This window comes from Mycobacterium sp. JS623 (genome assembly GCF_000328565.1).
Taxonomy (GTDB): domain Bacteria; phylum Actinomycetota; class Actinomycetes; order Mycobacteriales; family Mycobacteriaceae; genus Mycobacterium.
Genome location: NC_019966.1, coordinates 4,502,467 through 4,522,815, shown reverse-complemented (window position 1 = coordinate 4,522,815; position 20,349 = coordinate 4,502,467). Strand labels below are relative to the sequence as shown.

Sequence of the window (20,349 nt, the reverse complement as noted above, 5' to 3'; positions counted from 1 at the left end):
CGTCTGTGGACGTCCGTCTGACCAGTGAACAGCAGCAGCTGCGGGAAGCCGCAGCGAAGCTGGCCGATGACCTCGGGCCCGGTTCGGTTGCCGATCTCGACGACTCGAAAAGGATCGCCCGGCTGGAGAAGGCGGTGGATGCCACTGGGTTTCGAACATTGCGGTCTGACGGAGCGTCCGGCGTCGAGGTAGCGATCGTCGCTGAGGAATTCGCACGCGGTCTTGTCGACGTGCCTTTCCTAGGGCCGGTACTCGCCGACGAGCTGCGGCGTCAAGGTCTGGAGCCATCGGTTCCGGACAGCGAGCCAGAATCGGTAGATTTGACGGGAAGTCTTGGGGGAGTGGTCGAATCGCCTCCGGAACTGAGTGAACTCGCTGCGGAGAACGCTGACCGCTGGCGTGCGCTGGCCCTCGCGGTCACGTGCGCCGACCTGGTCGGTGCCGCGCGCGGCGCACAGGCTCTGGCGGTTGATTACGCGAAGGTCCGCGAGCAGTACGGTGCGACAATCGGGTCCTATCAAGCCGTCGGGCACCTGCTGGCGGAAAGCCTGGCGCTGATCGAAGGGTCGGTCAGCGTGTTGCGGCACGCCGCGTGGGCGGTCGACGAATTACCCTCGCCGGATGCGATTGAGGCGGCGAAGATAGCCAAGATCTACTGCGCGCGTGCGGCACTGACCGTTTGCGAGACGTCGATCCAGGTGCACGGCGGCATCGGCATCACCTGGGAATGCCTCGCACATGTCTACCTGCGCCGGGTGCTGACGGCCACCGAGACGTGGCCGGTGAAGCTGGAGGAGCTGATCATTGGACTTTCGTGATTCGCCCGAGGAAGCCGCGTTCCGGAAACGGTTGCGTGCCTGGCTGATCGAACAGAAGGGCAAGTTCCCGACGTCGGGCGACGAATACTGGGCCGCCCAAGGCGACTGGCACAAGGCGCTCTATCAGGCTGGTTTCTTCGGCACCTCGTGGCCGAAAGAGTATGGTGGCCAGGATCTTCCGCCGGTCTACGACGTGATCGTCGACGAGGAGATCGCGAAGGCCGGCGCGCCTGCCCGCCCCAGCCTCGGCTACCTGGTGGTGGCTTTCGGCCACCACGGCAGCAAGGACATACAACAGCGGTTCCTGCCGGGCATGATCAACGGCACCGAGCGGTGGTGCCAGGGCTTCAGCGAGCCGGGTGCGGGGTCCGACCTGGCGTCGCTGACCACCACGGGCACCCGCGAGGGCGACGAGTACATCATTTTTGGCCACAAGATCTGGACCAGCTACTCCGATGTGGCCGATTGGTGTCTGCTGTTGGCGCGCACCGACAAGGACGTGCCCAAGCACCGCGGCATCTCGGCGTTCATCGTCAATATGCATCAGCCCGGTGTCCAGCAGTGGCCGCTGAAGATGATCAGCGGTGTGACAAAGGAATTCGGCCAGGTCGAGTTCGACGGGGCGCGGGTGCCCGCCGAGAACATGGTGGGTGCACCGGGCGAGGGCTGGAAGTTGGCCATGACCGTCGTCAGCCATGAGCGGGAACCGTCGACACTGGGATTTTCGGCGCGGTACGGAAAGCTGGTGCGGCAGTTGGCATCACGCGTCGATGGTGCGCCGCCCGACGAGCTAGCCTGGGCGTGGGTGCAGACGGAGATGCTGCGGCTGCACGTGCGCAGACGGTTGTCCGAGCAGCTCGACGGGATGATCCATGGGCCGCAGGGCTCGCTGGACAAGCTGCTGATGACGTGGGTCGAGCAGTCCGTCGGCCACGCCGCGCTGAAGACCGTCGGCACCAGTGACCCTGAGCTGTTCGGCGCCTACATGTACAGCCGCGCGCAGAGCGTGATGGGCGGTACATCACAGATTCAGAAGAACATCATTGCATCGCGGATTTTGGGTTTGGGAGTGTGATGAGCGCTCGCGCGAGGAACGGAAGGTCTTGAAATGTATGGCATGCCAGAGGAAATCGACGTCCAGACTGACGGTGGCTTGCGCATCATCACGCTCAATCGACCCGATGAGCTCAATGCGGTCAATGATGCCTTGCACGTGGGACTGGCCAGCATCTGGGAAGCACTCAACGAGGACGTCGACGCGCGGGCGGCCGTGATCACCGGTGCAGGCCGGGCATTTTCGGCCGGCGGTGACTTCAACTACCTGGACGAGCTGCGCAACAACGAAGCCCTGCGCCAGAAGACGATCAAGCACGGCCGTGATCTCGTCATCGGCATGGTGCGATGCCGTATCCCGGTGATTGCCGCGGTCAACGGTCCGGCTGTCGGTCTGGGCTGCAGCCTGGCGGCGCTCTCGGACATCGTCTACATGGCCGAGACTGCGTTCTTCGCCGACCCGCATGTGTCGATCGGCTTGGTGGCCGCCGACGGCGGGCCACTGGTATGGCCGTCGCAGATCAGCTTGTTGCAGGCCAAGGAGTTCGCGTTCACCGGCGTGCGGATCAAGGCCGCGCGTGCACTCGAATTGGGGATGGCCAACCACGTGGTGGCCGACCCGCTAGCCGAGGCGATTGCGTGCGCGAAGAAGATCATGGAATTGCCCCAGCAGGCGCTCGAGAGCACCAAGCGGCTGATGAACATGCAACTCGAGAAGTCGGTGATGGCGTCCTTGGACTACGCAAACTTGTCCGAATACGTGTCCTTCGGGACCGCTGATTTCAACAAGATCGTCGACGGCCTCATCGCCAAGGAGAAGTAACACCCAACTGCCGCACACCCCAACTACCGCGAGCGTGCGTGTCGGCACACCGACACGCCGTCAACTGCGCACATTTTGCGCACGCTCGTCGGTCATGACTGCATCTCGAAGTGGTCTGGGTGGACGTAAAACTCGAGCTGGATGTTGTCCGGATCGCGGAAGACGACTGTCGGTCCGTATCCGATGTCGATGATTCCGCTGTGTGCAACACCGTTGGAATCCAGATGCGCCACCCATTGCTGTAGCTCGCCTCGGTCTGCGACTCGAAACGACAAGTGATCCAGGCCGATCCGTCGTTCGTCGAATGCGCCGTGCGAAGCGGTCGCGTCGTGCGTCATCACGTCGACGACCGCGCCCGAGGGATGAACCATCGCGTTGACAACAAACGTGTCGCCCACGTGGTGGTTGACTAGCCTGAAGCCGAGCACCTCCTGCCCCCACGTGGCGGATCGCTCGCAGTCCGAAACGGTCAATTCGATGTGTGAAAACCCCATGAATTCCGGCATGTTGCTCCTCCCCGCGGCTGGGCAAATCGCGAAGTCAGCTGTCGAAGACACCTTCCGGCGACTGTGGGGGCAGCTTTGTCACGTCGATGAAGAGGAACTCCAACTGGATTCCATCGGGATCGGCGAAGTCGAACAGCGCGCCCATATTGTTTTCGACTTCACGTATCGGGGAGCACGTGACGTCGCAACTCTCGAGCCAGCTGGCCCAGGACTGCAATTCGTCGCGCGAGTTGGCGGTCAGGCCGATGTGATCGAGACCGGTGCGGGCCGGCTCGAACCTCTCACCGCGGTTCGCCGAATGTTCAAACAAATCCAACACTTGTGATCCGAGCGCGAGGATCGCCATGCGGCCCGAAAACGCTGCACGCTCTCCGCCGTACGGCTGGCGCACCATCGCTACTCCGAGGACGTCGCAGTAAAAACGGATGCTCCGCTCGAGGTTTGTGACCGAGATCCCGACGTGGTTGATGCCCCCGATGTGCGGGCGGGCGAGCTCGCTTCCCATCGCCACATGATGACAGTCGCTCCAACAGTGGGCGCACAGTTTCGTCACGTTCGACGGGCGCCGAACGTGCGCGCTTTGTACGCATTTCGCGGCGTGTCGACGTGCAGACCCGCACGCTCGCTCAACCGTTTTGGGCGGCCGCCCTGGCGCGCTCCTTCATCGAGGCGATCACTCCACCGTCGTTGAGGATGTCGGTGCCGGTGAGGTATCCGGCTCGATCGCTTGCGCAGAAGGCCAGCAGTTCCGCCATTTCCTCCGGCTTGCCCCACCGCGGTACTGCGGCGTCCGCGACCATCGCACCGGCGCCGGCCTGCTCCTCGAGCCTGCCCATTTCGGTGTCGATGGACCCTGGGGAGACCGACACGACGCGCAGGCCCCGACCGCCGAACCTTTCGGCTTGCGATGTGCTGTACCACCTGACAAAGCTTTTGCTCACGGCGTAGGCGATGCCAGATCGCGCCTCCTCGGGCACCAGGTTGCAGGCAGAGATCATGTGGTCCATGAAGGCCGCTTCGTCCTTCAAGGCAAGCGGAAATCGCTGTGCCGGAATCATCTCCTCGGGAAGCATGTGGGCCGCCATTGACGCCACGTTGACGATCGCCGATCCCTCGCCGGCGGACGCGAAGAAGGCCTCGTTGACATTCACCGTGCCGATCGCGTTGGTCCTCATGACAAACTCGGCGTCGCCCATGCTGGGGCTTACCCCAGCGGTGTGGATGACTGAGGCGATCTTTCCGAGATCAGCCGCGGTCGCGAGCAAACGGTTGACCGCCTGCCGGTCGGTGACGTCGCAGTTGACGACTATGGGCGCAATTCCACGGTCCTTGAGCGTGGCGGTCGCATCATCAAGCCGGTCCTGCCGGACGTCGCAAAGGACGACTGTGTGGGTTTGGCCGACGACCTTGGCCGTGGCCAGCCCCATTCCGCCTGCGCCGCCGGTGATTACGGCTACCTGATTCATTCGCGGGCCCTTTCCCAAAGAGTGCTAGGTGACGAGTTCTTCGGAGCGCTGGATCGTGCCGGTGACGCCGGTTGCATCCTGTTGCGCCAAGAGCACCGCGGCATTCGCCATCGCCTCGGGTGGCTCGACCATCTCGGCAGGAATCTCCATGCCGCCGCCACCGGCGGCCCAGCCCTCGGTGAGCACCACCCGCGACGGGCTGAGGCAATTCACCGCGATGTTGTCGGCCTTGAGATCCGCGGCCAGGCCAAGATACAGCCGCTCGGCGCCGGCCTTCGACACCCAATACGCGTTCGAGCCGTGCTCGATCATGCCGACGCCGGTCGTCGTGATCGCGATCAGCGATCCGCCGCCGCGCGCCTTCACGTGCGGAATCACGGCCTTCGTCACCAAGAAGACACCGGTCAGGTTGACGTTCAGACACAGTTGCCACCGCTTCAGCGGAGTCGCCTCGATCGGGCCGAGCCACAGTACGCCCGCGTTCGCGATCAAAATGTCGATCCCGCCGAACTCCGAAACCGTCTGTGCGACAGCGGCTTCGACCGACTCCTCGTTGGTGACATCGCAGGAAACGGGGATGGCCCGACCCCCGGCCGACGTGATTCGGTCGGCGACGGCGTGGATCGTGCCCGGTACCTTGCCCTCCTGTTCGGAGCGTGCCGCGACCGCGACGGCCGCGCCTTCGCGCGCCAACGCCTCGGCGATCGTCGCCCCGATGCCTCTGCTGGCACCGGCGACGAACGCAACTTTCCCCGCCAGGGTCATTTCGGCGGGAACCGCAGCGCCCCGTCGAGACGAATGATTTCCCCATTGAGATAGTCGTTTTCGATGATGCTCTGCGCCAGTTGCGCATACTCCGTCGAGCGGCCCATGCGCTTGGGGAACGGAATCTGCGGCGCCCAGTATTGCTCCAGCTGATCTGCCGCCTTGCCGTACGCCGGGGTGTTGATGGTGCCGGGCGCGATCGTGACGACGCGGATCCCGAGCGGCGAAAGATCGCGCGCCGCAACGAGTGTCATGCCCAGCACGCCACCCTTGGCGGCGGAGTAGGGCAGCTGGCCGATTTGCCCCTCATAGCCCGCGATCGATGCGGTGTTGACGATCACGCCACGTCCGCCTTCTTCCAGCGGCTCCGACTTCGCGATCTTTGCGGCCGCCAACCGCATCACGTTGAACACCGCGGTCAGATAGAACGTGATGGTCTTCTCGAAGGCCTCCATGCTCAGTGGAGAACCGTCCTTGCCGACCAGGCGCCCGCCGCCGGCCGGACCGCCGTGGGTGTCGACCGAGATTCGCAGGGGAGCCAGCGACGCCGCTTCCGCGATGGCCGCGTTGACCGACTTTTCGGACGTGGCGTCGGTGCGGACGTAGCGCACGCCGAGTTCGGCTTCGAGCTCCTTGCCCTTGTCATCGGCGAGGTCGGCGACGACGACCTTGGCTCCCGCGCCGTGCAGACGCCGAACGGTTGCCTCACCCAGGCCACCGGCTCCGCCGACGACGATCGCCGAACTACCTGCGATTTGCATGTGGTTCCCCTTCTTGCAACTGGCACTCTCGAACTGAGAGAATAGCATTCTCATACGAAACGGAGACACCCATGCCTGACGCCGTCATCGTGTCCGCGCTGCGCACGCCGATCGGCACCGCCGTGAAGGGCACACTGCGTGACACCGACGCGTATCAGCTGGCAGAGCACATTGTTGGCGCCGCGGTAGCCGATCTCGACGGCTTGCAAATCGATGACGTGATTCTCGGCGAGGGCCTCTACGGCGGCGGTGTCGTCGCCCGCCACGCTGCGATCACCGCAGGGCTGCCGTCGGTGCCGGGCCTTGCGGTGAACCGGCACTGCGCCGCGGGCCAGGCCGCCGTGCACAGCGCAGCGGCGAGCATCCGCGCCGGTATGGATCAGCTGATCCTGGCGGGCGGGGTGAACTCGGCGTCGACGTCACCGCGGTTCACGCGGCGGGTCGGTGACGAGGTAGTCGACTGGTTCCCGCCGACCCATCCGAACCGGCCGGACGCGCCGAACATGGACATGTCGATCACCGTCGGATGGAACGCCGCGGTCAAGGCCGGGGTGTCTCGCGAGGAGATGGACGAGTGGGCGCTCGGCTCGCACCGCAAGGCGATTCAGGCCATTGACGAGGGACGGTTCAAGCACGAGGTCGTTCCCATCGAGACGTCGCACGGCCTGTTCGAGGTCGACGAGCATCCGCGGCGCGACACCACCCTGGAGAAGCTGGCCGCGCTCAAGCCGCTTCACCCCGAGATCGAAGGTTTTTCGATCACCGCGGGCAACGCCTGCGGCGCCAACGATGCCGCAGCAGTACTGGGCATCGCCAGCGATCGCCTGGGGCTGCCCGCCTTGGCGACCATCCGGTCGTGGGCGTCGGTAGGCGTGGATCCTGCATCGACGGGCCTCGCGCCCGTCGAAGCGATCCCGAAAGCGCTTGGCAGGGCGCGGCTTTCGCTCGCAGACGTGGACCTGTTCGAGATCAACGAGGCGTTCGCCTCGATGTGCGTGGCCACGATCAAGATGCTCGACCTCGACCCCGAGAAGGTCAACCCCAACGGTAGTGGCTGCTCGCTCGGCCACCCCGTTGCGGCGACGGGAGCCCGGATGCTTGTGACGTTGGTGCACGAACTGCGCAGGCGCGGCGGCGGTATCGGTGTCGCGGCGATGTGTGCGGGCGGCGGAATGGGTTCCGCCACCGTGATCGAGGTGGGTGGAGCCACTACGGTGGCGACATCGAATAGAGTTCCTCAATCCGTATAACCATGACCATCGACGAGCTCATCGAGTCGGCGCGCAACGGGTCCATCCGCGCCGCCGGCCGCTTGCTGAGCCTGGTCGAGAGTCCGCGCCGCAAAGAGGTTCTCGATGCGGTCGGGCCGACGACGCCGCCACGCATCGTCGGTGTGACGGGACCGCCGGGTGCCGGAAAGTCGACGACGGTCGGGGCACTGGTCGGTGCCTACCGCGAGCGGGACATGCGCGTCGCTGTGCTCGCCGTTGATCCGTCCTCGCCGTACAGCGGGGGAGCGCTGCTGGGTGACCGCATTCGAATGGCCGCACATATCAACGACTCCGATGTACTGATCCGTTCGGTGGCCACCCGAGGACATCTCGGCGGCCTGGCGGCCGCGGTTCCGGCGGCGATAAGGCTGCTGGCCGCGCTGTCGTATGACCAGATCGTGCTGGAGACCGTTGGCGTCGGTCAGTCGGAGATCGAGATCGCTGCGGTCGCCGATCCGACAGTCGTGATCCTGAATCCCGGTGCGGGCGATGCGGTTCAGGCCGCTAAGGCCGGCTTATTGGAAGTGGCGGACATCGTCGTCGTCAACAAAGCGGACCGCGAGGGCGCTGACCAAACAGTGCGTGATCTTCGTGGCGAGACCATGGCCCCGATCCTCAAACTCGTTGCCGCACAGGGCGAAGGCATCGACAAGCTGGTAGACGCAATCGAGGAGCATCACCGGGCGGACAGCCCGCACCGTCGAATCGCGCGTGCCAGGGCGCAGATCTTGTCGTTGGCGCATACTCAGCTGCGGAGTCATCCGGAGCTAGACCGACTGGCGAGACAAGTCGCCGAGGGGTTGGACGATCCGTACACAGCCGCAGAGCAATTGAACAAAACGAAAGATCAAGCGTGACAACCTAGCTGCCACCGGCTGACGGGGGCAGACTGAGCATCCTTCGCGTCATTTCGTTGAGTTGCGTGCGCAGTGTCGCACCGTCGACGTCGGCCAGCAGCGGGTGCATCACCGCGACGCTGATCGCGCTCGACAGCATCGCGGCGTGCAAGCGCGCCTCGACACCGGCTTCCGTGCCGAGTAGTGCGGCATACAGGCGTTCGATGAACCGCTGGAACGGTTCGTACTCGGCCTGCAGCCGAATGATGACGGGATCGAAGAGCGGAACACTGAAGTCTCCGCGGCGCTCGATTGCCTGCTCGATCATCCTGTCGAGCAGAACCTGGCGCGCCCGCAGCGGGTGACCCGCCGCCTCGGCGGCTTCGACGGCATCCTCGAGCCGGCTCATCTCCCGCTCGGTGATGGCGATGACGATCTCTTCCTTGGTTTTGAACTGGCGGTAGACGGCCGCCTTCGTCACACCCATTTCGTCGGCGATCATCTGCAGGGACGTGCCGCTGACACCGCGCTCGGCAATGAGTTTCAACGCCGCGTCCAATACACGAGTCTGAGCTGCGGTCCGCGTGATTGCGCTGAACCGGCGGTCCTGGTCGGTGGACGTCACAGCCACGAGGGTAACCGAGGATTGACCGTCTAGTAGCCGATCGGCTACCGTCGCAGTTGCCGATCGGCTACCGACGCTGAGCGAGGAGTTCGACGATGAGACGCACGGATGGCGAGTTGATCCTGTTCTGGACCTTGCCCGCAATCGCCGTCATTTGGGTATCCGCCTTCTTCATCTTTCCTGGCTTCGTGCACCCGATGTCACCGACGATGTCCGCGGACCAAGTCGCGAGTTTCTATCGCGACGAGACCGCGCGGATTCGTTACAGCATGATCTTGTTCAACTGGTTCGGTGTGGGTCTGATCCCGACGGTCATGCTGCTGGCGATGCAGGTACGTCGAATGGCGCACCGCACGCCGATTTTGTCCTACAGTCTGATCGCCTGCGCGGGCGGGCCGCCCTGTCTCTTCTTGATTGCCAACATGTTCTGGCTGCTGGGCTCGTTTCGTCCGGAACGTGCGCCGGAGCTCACCCAACTGCTCAATGACCTTGCCTGGATCACGTTCACCGTTTCGGTTCCGTACCTGATCGCGCAATGCCTGCTTCTTGCACTGGCGATCTACTGGGACCGTCAGGAGCGACCCGTCTTCAAGATGTGGGTGGCGCATTTCAATCTTCTTGTCGCGGTTGCCTTGGCGCCTGCCGCGTTCACCGCGCTGACGTTCAGCGGGCCGCTGGCGTGGGACGGACTGCTGTCGTTCTGGGTGAAGAACATCGCGATCGCCGCCTGGATCGTTGTGATGGGAGTCGTTCTCGGCCAGGCCATCTTGCGTCGGCGCGCCGAGGAGCGGATCACCGCATGAGTACGCTGCGCCGGTTGTTGTGGAACGTGCGCGATCATCCCAAGCGCGAGTTGTGGTTCGCGTGGTGGGTGATGGTCATCTTCTACCAGCTATACGGTGTGCTGTTCTTCCTGGTCACCCGGGTTCAGCCGCCGCCGAGCCCGGCCTGGAGCACCCCGATGGTCGTGCAGTGGTTCGACGCGCGGCACTACGGGATTCTCGCCGGGTTCGGCATCGTGTTCCTCATTTCGGGACTGTGCGCGCCGATGAATGCGCTGCTCGCATACTCGATGCGGCGTATGTCGGTGAGCCGGATCTTCGGATACTCGTACCTCGTCATGTATTCGCTCAGCGCCATTCCTGGGATGTTGGTGATGGCCATTGCGATGACCACCGGGGCCATGCGGCCAGACCGCGATCCCGAGATGATCCGCTGGCTCTACGACTTCGCGTTCCTGTCGTTCAGCGGGACCATGGGTGTGTTCATGATCGGCTCTCTGGTCTGGTTGGTTGCGATCCTGCTCGACAAGAACGACGTGTTCCCGAAGTGGTTCGGCTATCTGGGCCTGTGCAATGCGCTGACCGAATTCGTCGTCGCGCCTGCGTGGATCTTCCAACGCGGCGTCTTCGCCTGGAACGGTGCGATCGCATGGTGGATCAACATGGTGGTCTTCGTCACCTACACCGCCTGCTTCATCGTGCTGTTGCGGAGGATGATCGTTCGCGAGGATTCCGGCACCGGACCGCTGCCCGAGCTACCGCCCAAACACCAACGTAGCGAGGCTGATTCAGTGGGGGCGATGCAGTGACGAATCTGCAGGAAGGCTCCCCAACGGAAGCCAAGCGACAGCCTACCCGGTTCGTGCCTGGGCAGCCGGACATGTGGGTGTTCGTTCTTTTCGAATCGCTTCTCTTCACGGGGTACTTCTCGGTCTATCTCGTCGGCCGGATTCAGAACCGGGAGCTCTACCTGCAGTCCCAGGCCGCTCTGGATCTCCGCTTCGGGGTGTTCAACACCATTGCCCTGCTGCTGAGTTCGTGGGCGATCGCGCGATGCGTCCAGGCTTCTCGCGAAGGGGCGTACCGGGACGCACTGAGAGACGCGTTCCTCACGATCGGGTTCGGCGTCGCATTCCTGGTCTCCAAGGTGCTCGAATGGGGCAAGGAGATTCGGCTCGGCAACACATTCACCAGCAACGAGTTCTTCCAGCACTTCTTCTTTCTGACGTCGATCCACCTTCTGCATCTGCTGATCGGCTTCGTTGTGATGGGTGTTGCGGTGTACCAGTTGTGGAGTCCGGCCCGTCGATCGCAGCAGCTGGTGGAAACCTGCGCCACCTATTGGCACACCGTCGATTTCCTGTGGGTGCTGATCTTCGCATTGCTCTACGTGGTGAGGTGAGCCGTGAGCGGAACTTTCAACAAGAGGCTGGCGATCGTCTGGCTCGTGCTCACTGCCATGACGCTGGCTTACATCTGGCTGGACCGCTCCGCCGATGACCATGGGGCGCTGAAAGCGAGCACAGTCGTCACGGTCGCCGCGATCGTCATCGCTCTTGTCAAGGTGCGCATCATCTTTCGGGAGTTCATGGAGGTGCGACACGCTCCGGTGCTGCTGCGTCGCCTCACCGACGCGTGGGTTGTGCTGATGGCGGCGATGTTGCTCGGCAGCTACTTCATCGCCTCCGCGTTAGCGGGCTGAAGCGGCAAGACCCGCACGGTAGCCGAAGACCATCGCGGGGCCGAGCGTCCCGCCCGCGCCGCCGTACGCCTTGCCGGTTGCCCCCGCCATCGCGTTGCCCGCGGCAAACAACCCGGGAATGACGGAGCCGTTGACGTGGAAAACTCGACCGTCGCGGTCGGTTCGCGGGCCGCCCTTGGTGCCCATCGCGCCGACAGAAACCGGCACCGCGTAATACGGCGCGGTGTCGATCGGGCCAAGCGTCTTGCCTGCAGTCGTGGTGGCTTTGTCGTCGCCCCAGTATCCGTCGTAAGCGCTTGAGCCCCTGCCGAAGTCGGGGTCGGTGTCGTGAGCGACGTGGTCGTTCCACGCCGCCAGCGTGCGGGCGAGGCCATCGGCGTCTATGCCGGTCTTTGTGCCGAGTTCGGCAACGTCGGCCGACGGCGAGAACCACTCAGGGGCAGGCTCGCCGGGCGCGACACCGAGGAAGCCGTAACGTTTGAGATGCAGCGAGTCGAACACGATCCACGCCGGGTCGTTCGCATAGCCATCGCGTGGGTCGAGGTACTGGAACGGCCCTGCCATCGAGTTGTATTCGCCCGCCTCGTTGAGGAACCGCTTGCCCGCCCGGTTGACGATGATGCTGCGCGGACGGGTCCGCTCGAGCCGCACACTGCGGCTGCGCGGCTGACCCTCGAAGGTGTCCCCGGGCAGCTGCACGATCGGCACCCACCACGCCTCGCCCATGTTCGCCAGGTCGGCGCCGTGCGCCATCGCCATGCGCAGCCCGTCGCCGGTGTTGTTCGGCGGTGACACCGCGCCGCGCATCGGGCCGCGCAGATAGGCTTCGACGAGTTTGGTGTCCCACTCGAACCCGCCGGTGGCCAGCACAACGCCGCGCCGGGCCCGCACCCGAATGTCCATGCCGTCCATGCTGATCCGCACGCCCGTGATAGCGGTCGAATCGCCAATCAGCTCCACGGCACGCGCATTCGTCCGCGGTACCACGCCGACATCGAGTAGACCCTTCAGCAACCCGGCGATCAGCGCCGTGCCCGCCACACAGTAGTCGCCGTTTTCACTGTCTACCGACGCGTGAATCCGGGTGCGGGTCTCCGCGTCAATGCCGACGTTGCTGAAATCCGCGGGGAACGACATAATTTGGTCGCGCCAGTCGCCGAGCCGCGCCAGATCGAATGGCTTGGCATTCAGCGAGCGTCCGCCGCCGGGTCGTCCACCTGGCAACTCCGGCTTGTAGTCAGGGAATCCCTCGGCGATCTCGAACTGCAGCTCGCTGTGCGTCTCAACGTAATCCAGCATCTCCGCACCGGTCCGGACGAACGTCTCCATCAACTCGTCGTCCATGAACCCGAGTGACTGCGCGCGCAGGTAGTCCATCGCATCCTCGACCGGCAGCTCACCGTCGGACGCGCGACTATGAGCCGGTATCCAGACAATGCCACCCGAAACCGCCGTCGTGCCACCGACGGTAGCCGCCTTCTCGTAAACCTCCACCGACGCGCCGCTGCTTGCCGCGGTCAGCGCCGCTGTCAAACCTGCACCGCCGCTGCCCAGCACCACCACGTCGACGTCGGTGTCCCAGTCGCTCACGTTCGAGGCTCCAATTCAGTTGAGGATCGCGGATAGTTCATCGGCGGCCTTGATGACCGCGTCCCTCCCGTCCATGACGACATCCTCGCGATGCGAGATGAGGTTGATGCATGTCGGCGGGGACGGTGGCCGCCGTTTCACTGGCACGGCAAGCCCATAGGTGTTCGGTTCAACCTCGCCGTGCGTGATGATCCAACCCTGTTGTCGCGCTTGGGGAACCAGGTCGCGCTCGCCAGGGCGCGGCGGCATGCTGGCAAGTAGCGCGATCCCGGCTGCTCCGCGCTCGAGCGGGTATCGGCTGCCCTCGTGAAAGTTGAGTTGGTAGAAGACGTTGCTCGGCACGAGCACCGCGATCGCCACCTGCTGATCGCCCTCGGCGACAAGCAGCGACACGGTGGTGCCGAGTTCGTCGGCCAATCCACGCAGGGTCGGCACGCTCAATTGCCGCACGTTGTTGTCGAATGACGCGCCCAGCACGGCGAGCCCGGCGGCCGACCGATATCTGCCGTCGTCGCCCTTGGCGACCATCCGGAACTGTGACAGCGTGCTCAGCAGCCGATACGCGATCGTTCGATGAACGCCGATGTCGTCTGCGACCTGCTGAACGGTCAACCCCGTTCGCGATCCGGCGACCAATTGCAGCGCCGCCAAACCCCTGGCCAGCGTCTGCGAGCCCGGCGCACCGTTCGGTGTCGGCTCCGTGCCATGTCGGGCTGCGCCCTCCGACGACATAGCGCCCCTTCCTTGACAGATCCACTCTGCGAGAGTGATGCTCTGACTATAGTGCACACGTATGTGCGATAAATGAGCAGAGTGCTTACAAAATACGAGAATCGTATTCTCGCAGTCAAGAGGGGATCAAGTGGCGGAGTTCGAGAGCATCTGGAGCGATCTTCAGGGCGTCCCGTTCTCGCAGGGTTACCTCGACGCGGGCGGGGTGCGCACCCGCTACCTGCGCACCGGCGATCCCGGCAAGCCCGCGCTGGTGTTTCTGCATGGCTCGGGCGGTCACGCCGAGGCATACGTGCGCAACCTCGAAGCCCACGCCGAACACTTCTCGACCTGGTCGATCGACATGCTCGGCCATGGCTACACCGACAAGCCGGGGCATCCCCTCGAGGTGCGGCACTATGTCGACCACCTAATGGCTTTCCTCTACGCCATCGGCGCCGAGCGCGCGCACATCAGCGGCGAGTCACTCGGCGGCTGGGTGGCGGCCCGCGCAGCGTTCGATCACCCGGATCGGATCGACAAGTTGGTGCTCAACACCGCGGGCGGTTCCCAGGCCGACCCAGAGGTGATGAAGCGAATCATCACGCTGTCGATGGCGGCCGCCGAGAACCCGACGTGGGAGACCGTTGCGGCCCGGATCAAATGGTTGATGGCCGACAAGTCCAAGGATTACGACGATATCGTCGCAAGCAGGCAACGCGTCTATCGCCAACCCGGCTTCGTCGCCGCGATGAAAGACATCATGGCGCTGCAGGATCCGGAGATCCGCGCACGCAACCTGCTCGGCCCGGCGGAGTATGGTGCGATCACCGTGCCGACGCTGGTGGTGTGGACCAGCGACGACCCGACCGCCGACATCGCCGAGGGCCGCCGCATGGCATCGATGATCCCCGGCGCCCGCTTCGAAGTGATGCCGGGCTGCGGGCACTGGCCGCAGTACGAGGATCCCAAGACCTTCAACGCGCTTCACCTCGAGTTTCTGGTGGGCCATTGACGATGACCAACGAGGCGGACGTCGTCATCGTCGGGGCCGGCCCCTCCGGCCTTACCCTGGCGAATATCCTTGGCCTGCAGGGAGTTCGGACCCTCGTCGTGGAGGAACGCGACACTCTCATCGACTACCCCCGCGGCGTCGGACTCGATGATGAGGCGCTGCGCACCTTCCAGTCGATCGGCCTTGTCGACCGTGTCCTGCCACACACCGTCCCGAACCAGATCCTGCGATTCTTCGATGCCAAGCGCAAGCTGCTTGCCGAGATGGCACCGCCCGATGCGCGATTCGGATGGCCCAAGCGCAACGGCTTCGTTCAACCGATGGTCGACGCCGAATTGTTCGGCGGTCTCCAGCGTTTCGACCACGTCGAGGTTCGATTCGGGCATCGGATGCAGACGTGCATCGAAAGCGACCACGGCGTGACGGTCGAGTTCACCGACGGGCAGCAGCCTGTGCGGACACGTTATGTGGTGGGGTGCGACGGCGGGCGCAGTGTCACCCGCCGCCTGATGGGGGTGTCGTTCGACGGCACCACCTCCGCGACGCGGTGGCTCGTCATCGACTGTGCCAACGATCCGCTCGGCCATCCCAACAGCGAGGTCGGCGCGGATCCTGCGCGCCCGTACGCCTCGATCGCCATTGCGCACGGAATTCGCCGCTTCGAGTTCATGATTCACGGCGACGAGTCCGACGAAGAGGCCGAGGATCCCGTGTTTATCCGACGGATGCTCGCGCAACTTGTGCCGCACCCGGAGCGCGTCGACATCATTCGGCACCGCGTCTACACCCACCACTCGCGCATCGCAGGCGCGTTCCGGGAGGGTCGGCTGATGCTGGCCGGCGACGCCGCACACCTGATGCCGGTATGGCAGGGACAGGGTTACAACAGCGGCATCCGGGATGCGGCGAACCTCGGCTGGAAACTCGCCGCGGTGGTCAACGGCCGCGCCGACGACGCCCTGCTCGACACCTATGACGTCGAACGTCGCAGGCACGCCCGCGCGATGATCGACCTGTCGACGTTGGTGGGCCGAGTCATCTCGCCGACCAACCGGCGGGTGGCCGCGCTGCGCGACCGCGTCATTCACGCCGCCTCAGTGGTGCCCACGCTGAAGCGCTACACCCTCGAGATGAGGTTCAAGCCCATGCCGCGGTACACGGAGGGCGCGGTGGTCCACGCCGGTGAGGACACCTCGCCGACGGGCACGCTGTTCATCCAGCCGCGAGTCGACACTCGTGAACAGCAGAACATTCTGCTCGACGATGTGCTGGGGCCGGGCTTCGCCGTGCTGTGTTGGAGCAACAACCCGCGTGCATTGCTCGGCGGCGAGGTATTCGACCGGTGGAAAGCGTTGGGCGCCACGTTCGTTGCCGTACGGCCGATGCCACAGTTGCACTGGACGGGGCACGACGACCCCGACGTCGTGATCGTCGGCGATCGCACCGGCGCTCTGAAATCTTGGTTCGACGCGCACACCGAGTCGGTGTTGTTCCTGCGGCCTGATCGCTGCATCGCGGGCGCTTGCATCGCCCAACGCGCACCAGAGGTGTCCACCTCGCTGTTCAAAGTTCTTTGTCTGACCCAGGGAGGAGGTAACGGTGCCACTCGCCCTCTGCTGCATGTCGCACAGTCCACTGCTGAATCTTCCGGGACCGTCGCAGGAACTGCTTGACGACATCGACTCTGCGCTGCGGGGGGCGCGCGAGTTCGTCACCGCGTACGACCCTCAACTGGTAGTCATCTTCTCGCCCGATCACTACAACGGCTTCTTCTACCGGACGATGCCACCGTTCTGCATCGGCACCGCAGCGCAAGGCGTCGGTGATTACGACACCTACGCCGGACCGCTGGACGTGCCCGAGGAGATCGCGATCGAATGCGCCACGGCCGTCCTGGAATCCGGTGTCGACGTGGCGATCTCGGCCAGCATGGACGTCGACCACGGCACAGTGCAACCGCTGCAGAAGCTGTTCGGCGACGCGACGGCCCGGCCGGTGGTCCCGATCTTCATCAATTCGGTCGCCACCCCGCTCGGTCCACTGCGTCGGGTGCGGGCGTTGGGCGCCGCTGTTGGGACGTACCTTGCGACGCTCGGCAAGCGGGTACTGGTCATCGGCTCCGGTGGGCTGTCGCATGATCCGCCGGTGCCGACACTGGCGACGGCTCCGCCTGGGGCGTTGGACCGGATCGTGCACGGCAATCCGATGACGCCCGAGCAGCGACAGGCCAGGCAGGTCGCGGTGGTGGAAGCCGCGCGGGAGTTCGCACACGGGCAGGGCACGCTTGCGCCCCTCAACCCCGACTGGGACCATGCTTTTCTGGAACTGCTCGACTCCAACCGGCTTGCCGACGTCGACGCGTGGCCGAACGCGTGGATCGAGAAGGAAGCCGGCCACTCGGCACACGAAATCCGCACGTGGGTGGCCGCTTTCGCGGCCTTGGCCGCGCACGGGCCCTATCACACACAGCATCGGTTCTACCGGGCTGCACCGGAACTGATCGCGGGCTTCGCGATCCGAACGGCGGTGCTCGATGTCTGACCACTTCGATTACACCGTCGACGTGCTGGTGATCGGCTCCGGCGGCGGCGGCATGACTGCAGCACTGGCCGCCGACGCGTCGGGACTCGACACGCTCGTCGTCGAGAAGTCCTCGCAGTTCGGTGGTTCTACCGCGTTGTCCGGCGGAGGCATCTGGGTCCCTGGTGCGCCGAGCCAGCGCAAGGCAGGCTATGTGCCCAACCCTGATGAGGTCTTCGGTTACCTGAAGCAGATCACCGGCGGTCTGGTCAGCGACGCGCGGCTGCGGCAGTACGTCGACGCCGCGCCGGAGATGATGGAATTCCTCGAAAAGCTCAGCCCGTGGTTCGAATTCGTGTGGAAACCCGGGTACGCGGACTACTACCCCGAGCTGCCGGGCGGCTCCGAGCTCGGCAGCACCATCAACGTACCGGCAATCGACCTGCGCACGCTCGGCGACGAGGAGCAGAACCTGCTGCAGCCGTTGGCGCTTGCGCCCAAGGGCATCTGGTTCGCGCCCAAGGATCTTCGGTTGTTCTACCAAGTGCGGCAAAACAGGCGTGGCAAAGCGGTGCTGCTGAAGCTGATCTGGCGGATGTTCCGGGCGCGTGTTTTCGGTGACCGGATGGCCGCGATCGGCCAATCTCTGGCCGCCCGGATGCGGCTGGCGCTCAAACAGCAGGGGGTTCCGCTGTGGCTGAACTCGCCGATGACCGAACTCATCACCGACGTCGACGGCGCCGTGACGGGAGCGGTGGTCGAACGGGACGGCAAGCAACAACGTATCCGGGCCCTGCGCGGGGTGATCCTGGCCAGCGGCGGGTTCGACCACGACATGGTCTGGCGCCGCGAGCATCTGCCGGTGCTCGAGAAGGACTGGAGCTTCGGCAATCCCGCCGCCACCGGCGACGGCATCCGGGCGGGGCAGAAGGTCGGCGGCTCGACGGACCTGCTCGACGAGGCATGGTGGTTTCCTGCGATCTGCTGGCCCGACGGACGACTGCAGTTCATGCTCAACGAGCGCATGATGCCGTCTCAGTTCGTTGTCAACGGCGACGGCAAGCGATTCATCAACGAGGCGGCGCCCTACATGGACTTCGCCCACGCGATGATCGACGGCCAGCGCTCCGGCGTCACGCACATCCCGTGCTGGCTGATCACCGACATCGGGTCCTTCCACCGTTACGTCGTCGCCGGTCACCTGCCAATCCCGAAGGTTCCGTTCGCTCCGGTACCCACAGGCTGGAAGGTGCCCAAGGCGTGGTTGGAGTCCGGTGTAGTCAAGGAAGCCAACAGCTTTGACGAACTCGCCGCGAAGATCGGCGTTCCCGCAGAGAATCTGCGCGCAACCGCCGACCGGTTCAACGAGTTGGCGCGCAAGGGCCACGACGACGACTTCAACCGCGGCGATTCGGCCTACGACAACTACTACGGCGACCCGACACTGCCCAACGCCAACCTGTACCCGCTGGGCAAGCCGCCGTATTACGCATTCCAGATCATCCTCGGCGACCTCGGCACGTCGGGCGGCCTGCGTACCGACGAGTTCGCGCGTGTGCTGCGCGAGGACGACACCGTCGTGAAAGGCCTTTACGCCGTTGGCAATGCGTCGGCCGCAGTGATGGGACGCAGCTACGCCGGGGCGGGCGCCACCATCGGCCCGGCCATGACGTTTGGCTACGTCGCGGCCAAACACATCGCAAACACATCCGCGATCAACCAACAAGACCGCCCGATCTTCCAAGGAGGAAGCAAGTGAAGATTTCCCTGTTCTACGAATTTCCGCTGCCCCGGCCATGGACGCCCGACGATGAGCACAAGCTCTTCCAGGACGGGCTCGACGAGGTCGAGGCCGCGGACAAGGCGGGTTTTTCGACGGTGTGGCTGACCGAACACCACTTCCTCGAGGAATACTGTCACTCGACCGCACCGGAGATCTTCCTGGCCGCAGCGAGCCAGCGCACCAAGGATATTCGGCTGGGCTTCGGCATCATGCATCTGCCGCCCGCTGTCAACCACCCAGCGCGGGTCGCCGAGCGGGTTTCCACGCTCGATCTCCTCTCCAACGGCCGGGTGGAGTTTGGCACCGGCGAGTCGTCGTCGGTCGGCGAGCTCGGTGGGTTCGGCATCGATCCCGCCGACAAGCGCAAGATGTGGGAAGAGGCGCTCGAGGTGTCGATCCGCTGCATGATCGAAGAGCCGTTCACCGGCTTCAAGGGCGAGCACGTCGAGATGCCGCCGCGCAACGTGGTGCCCAAGCCTCTACAGAAGCCGCATCCTCCGGTGTGGGTCGCGTGCACTAGGCCGGCATCGGTGTCGATGGCCGCGCAAAAGGGCCTCGGCGCACTGAGTTTCGCGTACACCGGGCCCGGGCCGCTGGCGGAGCGAGTCAACGGCTATTACAAAGAATTCGAGGAAAGTGCCGTCCCTGTCACGCCGCAGATGAACCCGAATATCCTCGCGATCGGCGGCGACCTGTCGATGATGGTCGCGCCCACCGACGAGCAAGCCATCGAACGCCTCGGCAAGGGCGGCGGGTTCTTCGCGTTCGGCATCATGCACTACTACATGACCGGCATGCACACGCCCGGGCGCACCGGCGTCTGGAAGCGGCATCTCGAGGAGATCGAGAAGGATCCCAGCATCGTGTACGGGCCCGACCGCGGCCCGATCGGCAGCCCGGCCACGGTGCGCGAGTTCCTGCGTGGCTACGAGGAGAGCGGTGTTGACGAGCTGATCCTGCTACTGACCCCGCGCCGCCACGAAGAGACGATGGAGTCGATCGAGCTGATGGGCAAGGACGTGTTGCCCGAGTTCATCGAGCGCGAGGAGAAGGTGGCGGCCGAAAAGGCCAGGCGCATGGAGCCCATCCTCGAAAAGGCTGAGGCTCGCAGGGCCGCCTCGAAAGCGCCCCTGTTCGACGAGACCTACTCATTCGGCGGCCTGCCCACCGGTCGCGAGAACTACACCGCCAACGAGGTGTCGCTGGCGATGGAGGAAATGAACGCGGGCATCGAGGCCGCCGCTGCGAAACTCAAGTCAGGAGAAGGTTGGACAAGCAGGAACCCTTCTGCGGACGCGAGGAGCAGTGAAGACTAGAGCTGA

The 20,349-nt window shown here is 64.5% G+C and carries 22 protein-coding genes; 14 read left to right on the top strand and 8 right to left on the bottom strand.

The features are described 5' to 3' along the window. Positions 1-5 precede the first annotated feature (5 nt). From MYCSM_RS22105 to MYCSM_RS22095, 3 genes are read left to right on the top strand one after another with little or no spacing between them, the layout of a single operon-like run. On the top strand, positions 6-818 hold the full coding sequence (locus MYCSM_RS22105) for an acyl-CoA dehydrogenase family protein (RefSeq protein ID WP_015308397.1): 813 nt from the start codon (positions 6-8) through the stop codon (positions 816-818). Beyond that, positions 805-1,893, top strand: coding sequence for an acyl-CoA dehydrogenase family protein (locus MYCSM_RS22100; RefSeq protein ID WP_015308396.1), 1,089 nt, complete (start codon positions 805-807; stop codon positions 1,891-1,893). The genes MYCSM_RS22105 and MYCSM_RS22100 overlap by 14 nt, the downstream gene beginning before the upstream one ends. Before the next feature lie 33 nt (positions 1,894-1,926). After that, positions 1,927-2,694, top strand: a complete 768-nt coding sequence (locus tag MYCSM_RS22095; RefSeq protein WP_015308395.1) for an enoyl-CoA hydratase/isomerase family protein — start codon at positions 1,927-1,929, stop codon at positions 2,692-2,694. A gap of 92 nt (positions 2,695-2,786) precedes the next feature. Here MYCSM_RS22095 and MYCSM_RS22090 read toward each other — a convergent pair whose 3' ends face one another. The 5 genes from MYCSM_RS22090 to MYCSM_RS22070 form a co-directional block, all read right to left on the bottom strand. Continuing rightward, the gene (locus tag MYCSM_RS22090) at positions 2,787-3,200 is read right to left on the bottom strand and encodes a VOC family protein (protein WP_015308394.1); all 414 of its coding nucleotides are present in this window, start codon (positions 3,198-3,200) and stop codon (positions 2,787-2,789) included. A 34-nt stretch (positions 3,201-3,234) separates the two neighbouring features. Next, positions 3,235-3,705, bottom strand: coding sequence for a VOC family protein (locus MYCSM_RS22085; RefSeq protein WP_015308393.1), 471 nt, complete (start codon positions 3,703-3,705; stop codon positions 3,235-3,237). A 121-nt stretch (positions 3,706-3,826) separates the two neighbouring features. Further along, complete coding sequence (locus MYCSM_RS22080) at positions 3,827-4,666, bottom strand: SDR family oxidoreductase (protein ID WP_015308392.1); 840 nt, start codon at positions 4,664-4,666, stop codon at positions 3,827-3,829. Positions 4,667-4,690: 24 nt separating this feature from the next. Next, the gene (locus tag MYCSM_RS22075; protein ID WP_015308391.1) at positions 4,691-5,431 is read right to left on the bottom strand and encodes an SDR family NAD(P)-dependent oxidoreductase; all 741 of its coding nucleotides are present in this window, start codon (positions 5,429-5,431) and stop codon (positions 4,691-4,693) included. Beyond that, entirely contained in the window at positions 5,428-6,192 is a 765-nt protein-coding gene (locus tag MYCSM_RS22070; RefSeq protein ID WP_015308390.1) for an SDR family NAD(P)-dependent oxidoreductase, read from the bottom strand. The genes MYCSM_RS22075 and MYCSM_RS22070 overlap by 4 nt, the downstream gene beginning before the upstream one ends. A 71-nt stretch (positions 6,193-6,263) precedes the next feature. On the opposite strand from MYCSM_RS22070, the gene MYCSM_RS22065 reads away from it, so the two are divergent. Then, the gene (locus tag MYCSM_RS22065) at positions 6,264-7,442 is read left to right on the top strand and encodes a thiolase family protein (protein ID WP_015308389.1); all 1,179 of its coding nucleotides are present in this window, start codon (positions 6,264-6,266) and stop codon (positions 7,440-7,442) included. Between the two features lie 2 nt (positions 7,443-7,444). After that, positions 7,445-8,320, top strand: a complete 876-nt coding sequence (gene meaB, locus MYCSM_RS22060; protein WP_015308388.1) for a methylmalonyl Co-A mutase-associated GTPase MeaB — start codon at positions 7,445-7,447, stop codon at positions 8,318-8,320. Between the two features lie 4 nt (positions 8,321-8,324). On the opposite strand, the gene MYCSM_RS22055 is transcribed toward meaB, so the two are convergent. Further along, a complete protein-coding gene (locus MYCSM_RS22055) occupies positions 8,325-8,930 on the bottom strand; it encodes a TetR/AcrR family transcriptional regulator (RefSeq protein ID WP_015308387.1) in 606 nt (201 codons plus the stop codon). 89 nt (positions 8,931-9,019) lie between these two features. On the opposite strand from MYCSM_RS22055, the gene MYCSM_RS22050 reads away from it, so the two are divergent. The 4 genes from MYCSM_RS22050 (at position 9,020) to MYCSM_RS22035 (ending at position 11,408) form a co-directional block, all read left to right on the top strand. Further along, on the top strand, positions 9,020-9,727 hold the full coding sequence (locus MYCSM_RS22050) for a hypothetical protein (protein WP_015308386.1): 708 nt from the start codon (positions 9,020-9,022) through the stop codon (positions 9,725-9,727). Then, positions 9,724-10,515, top strand: a complete 792-nt coding sequence (locus MYCSM_RS22045) for a hypothetical protein (RefSeq protein ID WP_015308385.1) — start codon at positions 9,724-9,726, stop codon at positions 10,513-10,515. Before MYCSM_RS22050 ends, MYCSM_RS22045 begins: the two co-directional genes overlap by 4 nt. A gap of 71 nt (positions 10,516-10,586) precedes the next feature. Beyond that, positions 10,587-11,108 carry a cytochrome c oxidase subunit 3 gene (locus tag MYCSM_RS22040; protein ID WP_083906325.1) on the top strand — a complete coding sequence of 174 codons (522 nt, stop codon included), beginning with the start codon at positions 10,587-10,589 and terminating at the stop codon, positions 11,106-11,108. A 3-nt stretch (positions 11,109-11,111) separates the two neighbouring features. Then, positions 11,112-11,408, top strand: a complete 297-nt coding sequence (locus MYCSM_RS22035) for a cytochrome C oxidase subunit IV family protein (RefSeq protein WP_015308383.1) — start codon at positions 11,112-11,114, stop codon at positions 11,406-11,408. Here the strand turns inward: MYCSM_RS22035 and MYCSM_RS22030 are convergent. Then, entirely contained in the window at positions 11,397-12,998 is a 1,602-nt protein-coding gene (locus MYCSM_RS22030) for an FAD-dependent oxidoreductase (RefSeq protein ID WP_015308382.1), read from the bottom strand. The two genes, MYCSM_RS22035 and MYCSM_RS22030, sit on opposite strands and share 12 nt — an antisense overlap. Positions 12,999-13,013: 15 nt before the next feature. Next, the gene (locus tag MYCSM_RS22025) at positions 13,014-13,730 is read right to left on the bottom strand and encodes an IclR family transcriptional regulator (protein WP_015308381.1); all 717 of its coding nucleotides are present in this window, start codon (positions 13,728-13,730) and stop codon (positions 13,014-13,016) included. 130 nt (positions 13,731-13,860) lie between these two features. Between MYCSM_RS22025 and MYCSM_RS22020 the strand changes: the two genes are divergently transcribed. The 5 genes from MYCSM_RS22020 to MYCSM_RS22000 are packed head-to-tail and all read left to right on the top strand — an operon-like array spanning position 13,861 to position 20,343. Next, the gene (locus MYCSM_RS22020; RefSeq protein ID WP_015308380.1) at positions 13,861-14,724 is read left to right on the top strand and encodes an alpha/beta fold hydrolase; all 864 of its coding nucleotides are present in this window, start codon (positions 13,861-13,863) and stop codon (positions 14,722-14,724) included. A gap of 2 nt (positions 14,725-14,726) precedes the next feature. Beyond that, the gene (locus MYCSM_RS22015; protein ID WP_015308379.1) at positions 14,727-16,397 is read left to right on the top strand and encodes a bifunctional 3-(3-hydroxy-phenyl)propionate/3-hydroxycinnamic acid hydroxylase; all 1,671 of its coding nucleotides are present in this window, start codon (positions 14,727-14,729) and stop codon (positions 16,395-16,397) included. Beyond that, on the top strand, positions 16,345-17,265 hold the full coding sequence (locus MYCSM_RS22010) for a 3-carboxyethylcatechol 2,3-dioxygenase (protein ID WP_015308378.1): 921 nt from the start codon (positions 16,345-16,347) through the stop codon (positions 17,263-17,265). Before MYCSM_RS22015 ends, MYCSM_RS22010 begins: the two co-directional genes overlap by 53 nt. Then, on the top strand, positions 17,258-19,003 hold the full coding sequence (locus MYCSM_RS22005; protein ID WP_015308377.1) for an FAD-binding protein: 1,746 nt from the start codon (positions 17,258-17,260) through the stop codon (positions 19,001-19,003). The genes MYCSM_RS22010 and MYCSM_RS22005 overlap by 8 nt, the downstream gene beginning before the upstream one ends. Next, positions 19,000-20,343: an LLM class flavin-dependent oxidoreductase gene (locus tag MYCSM_RS22000; protein WP_015308376.1), complete on the top strand. Its 1,344-nt coding sequence runs from the start codon at positions 19,000-19,002 to the stop codon at positions 20,341-20,343. The genes MYCSM_RS22005 and MYCSM_RS22000 overlap by 4 nt, the downstream gene beginning before the upstream one ends. Positions 20,344-20,349: the final 6 nt, after the last annotated feature.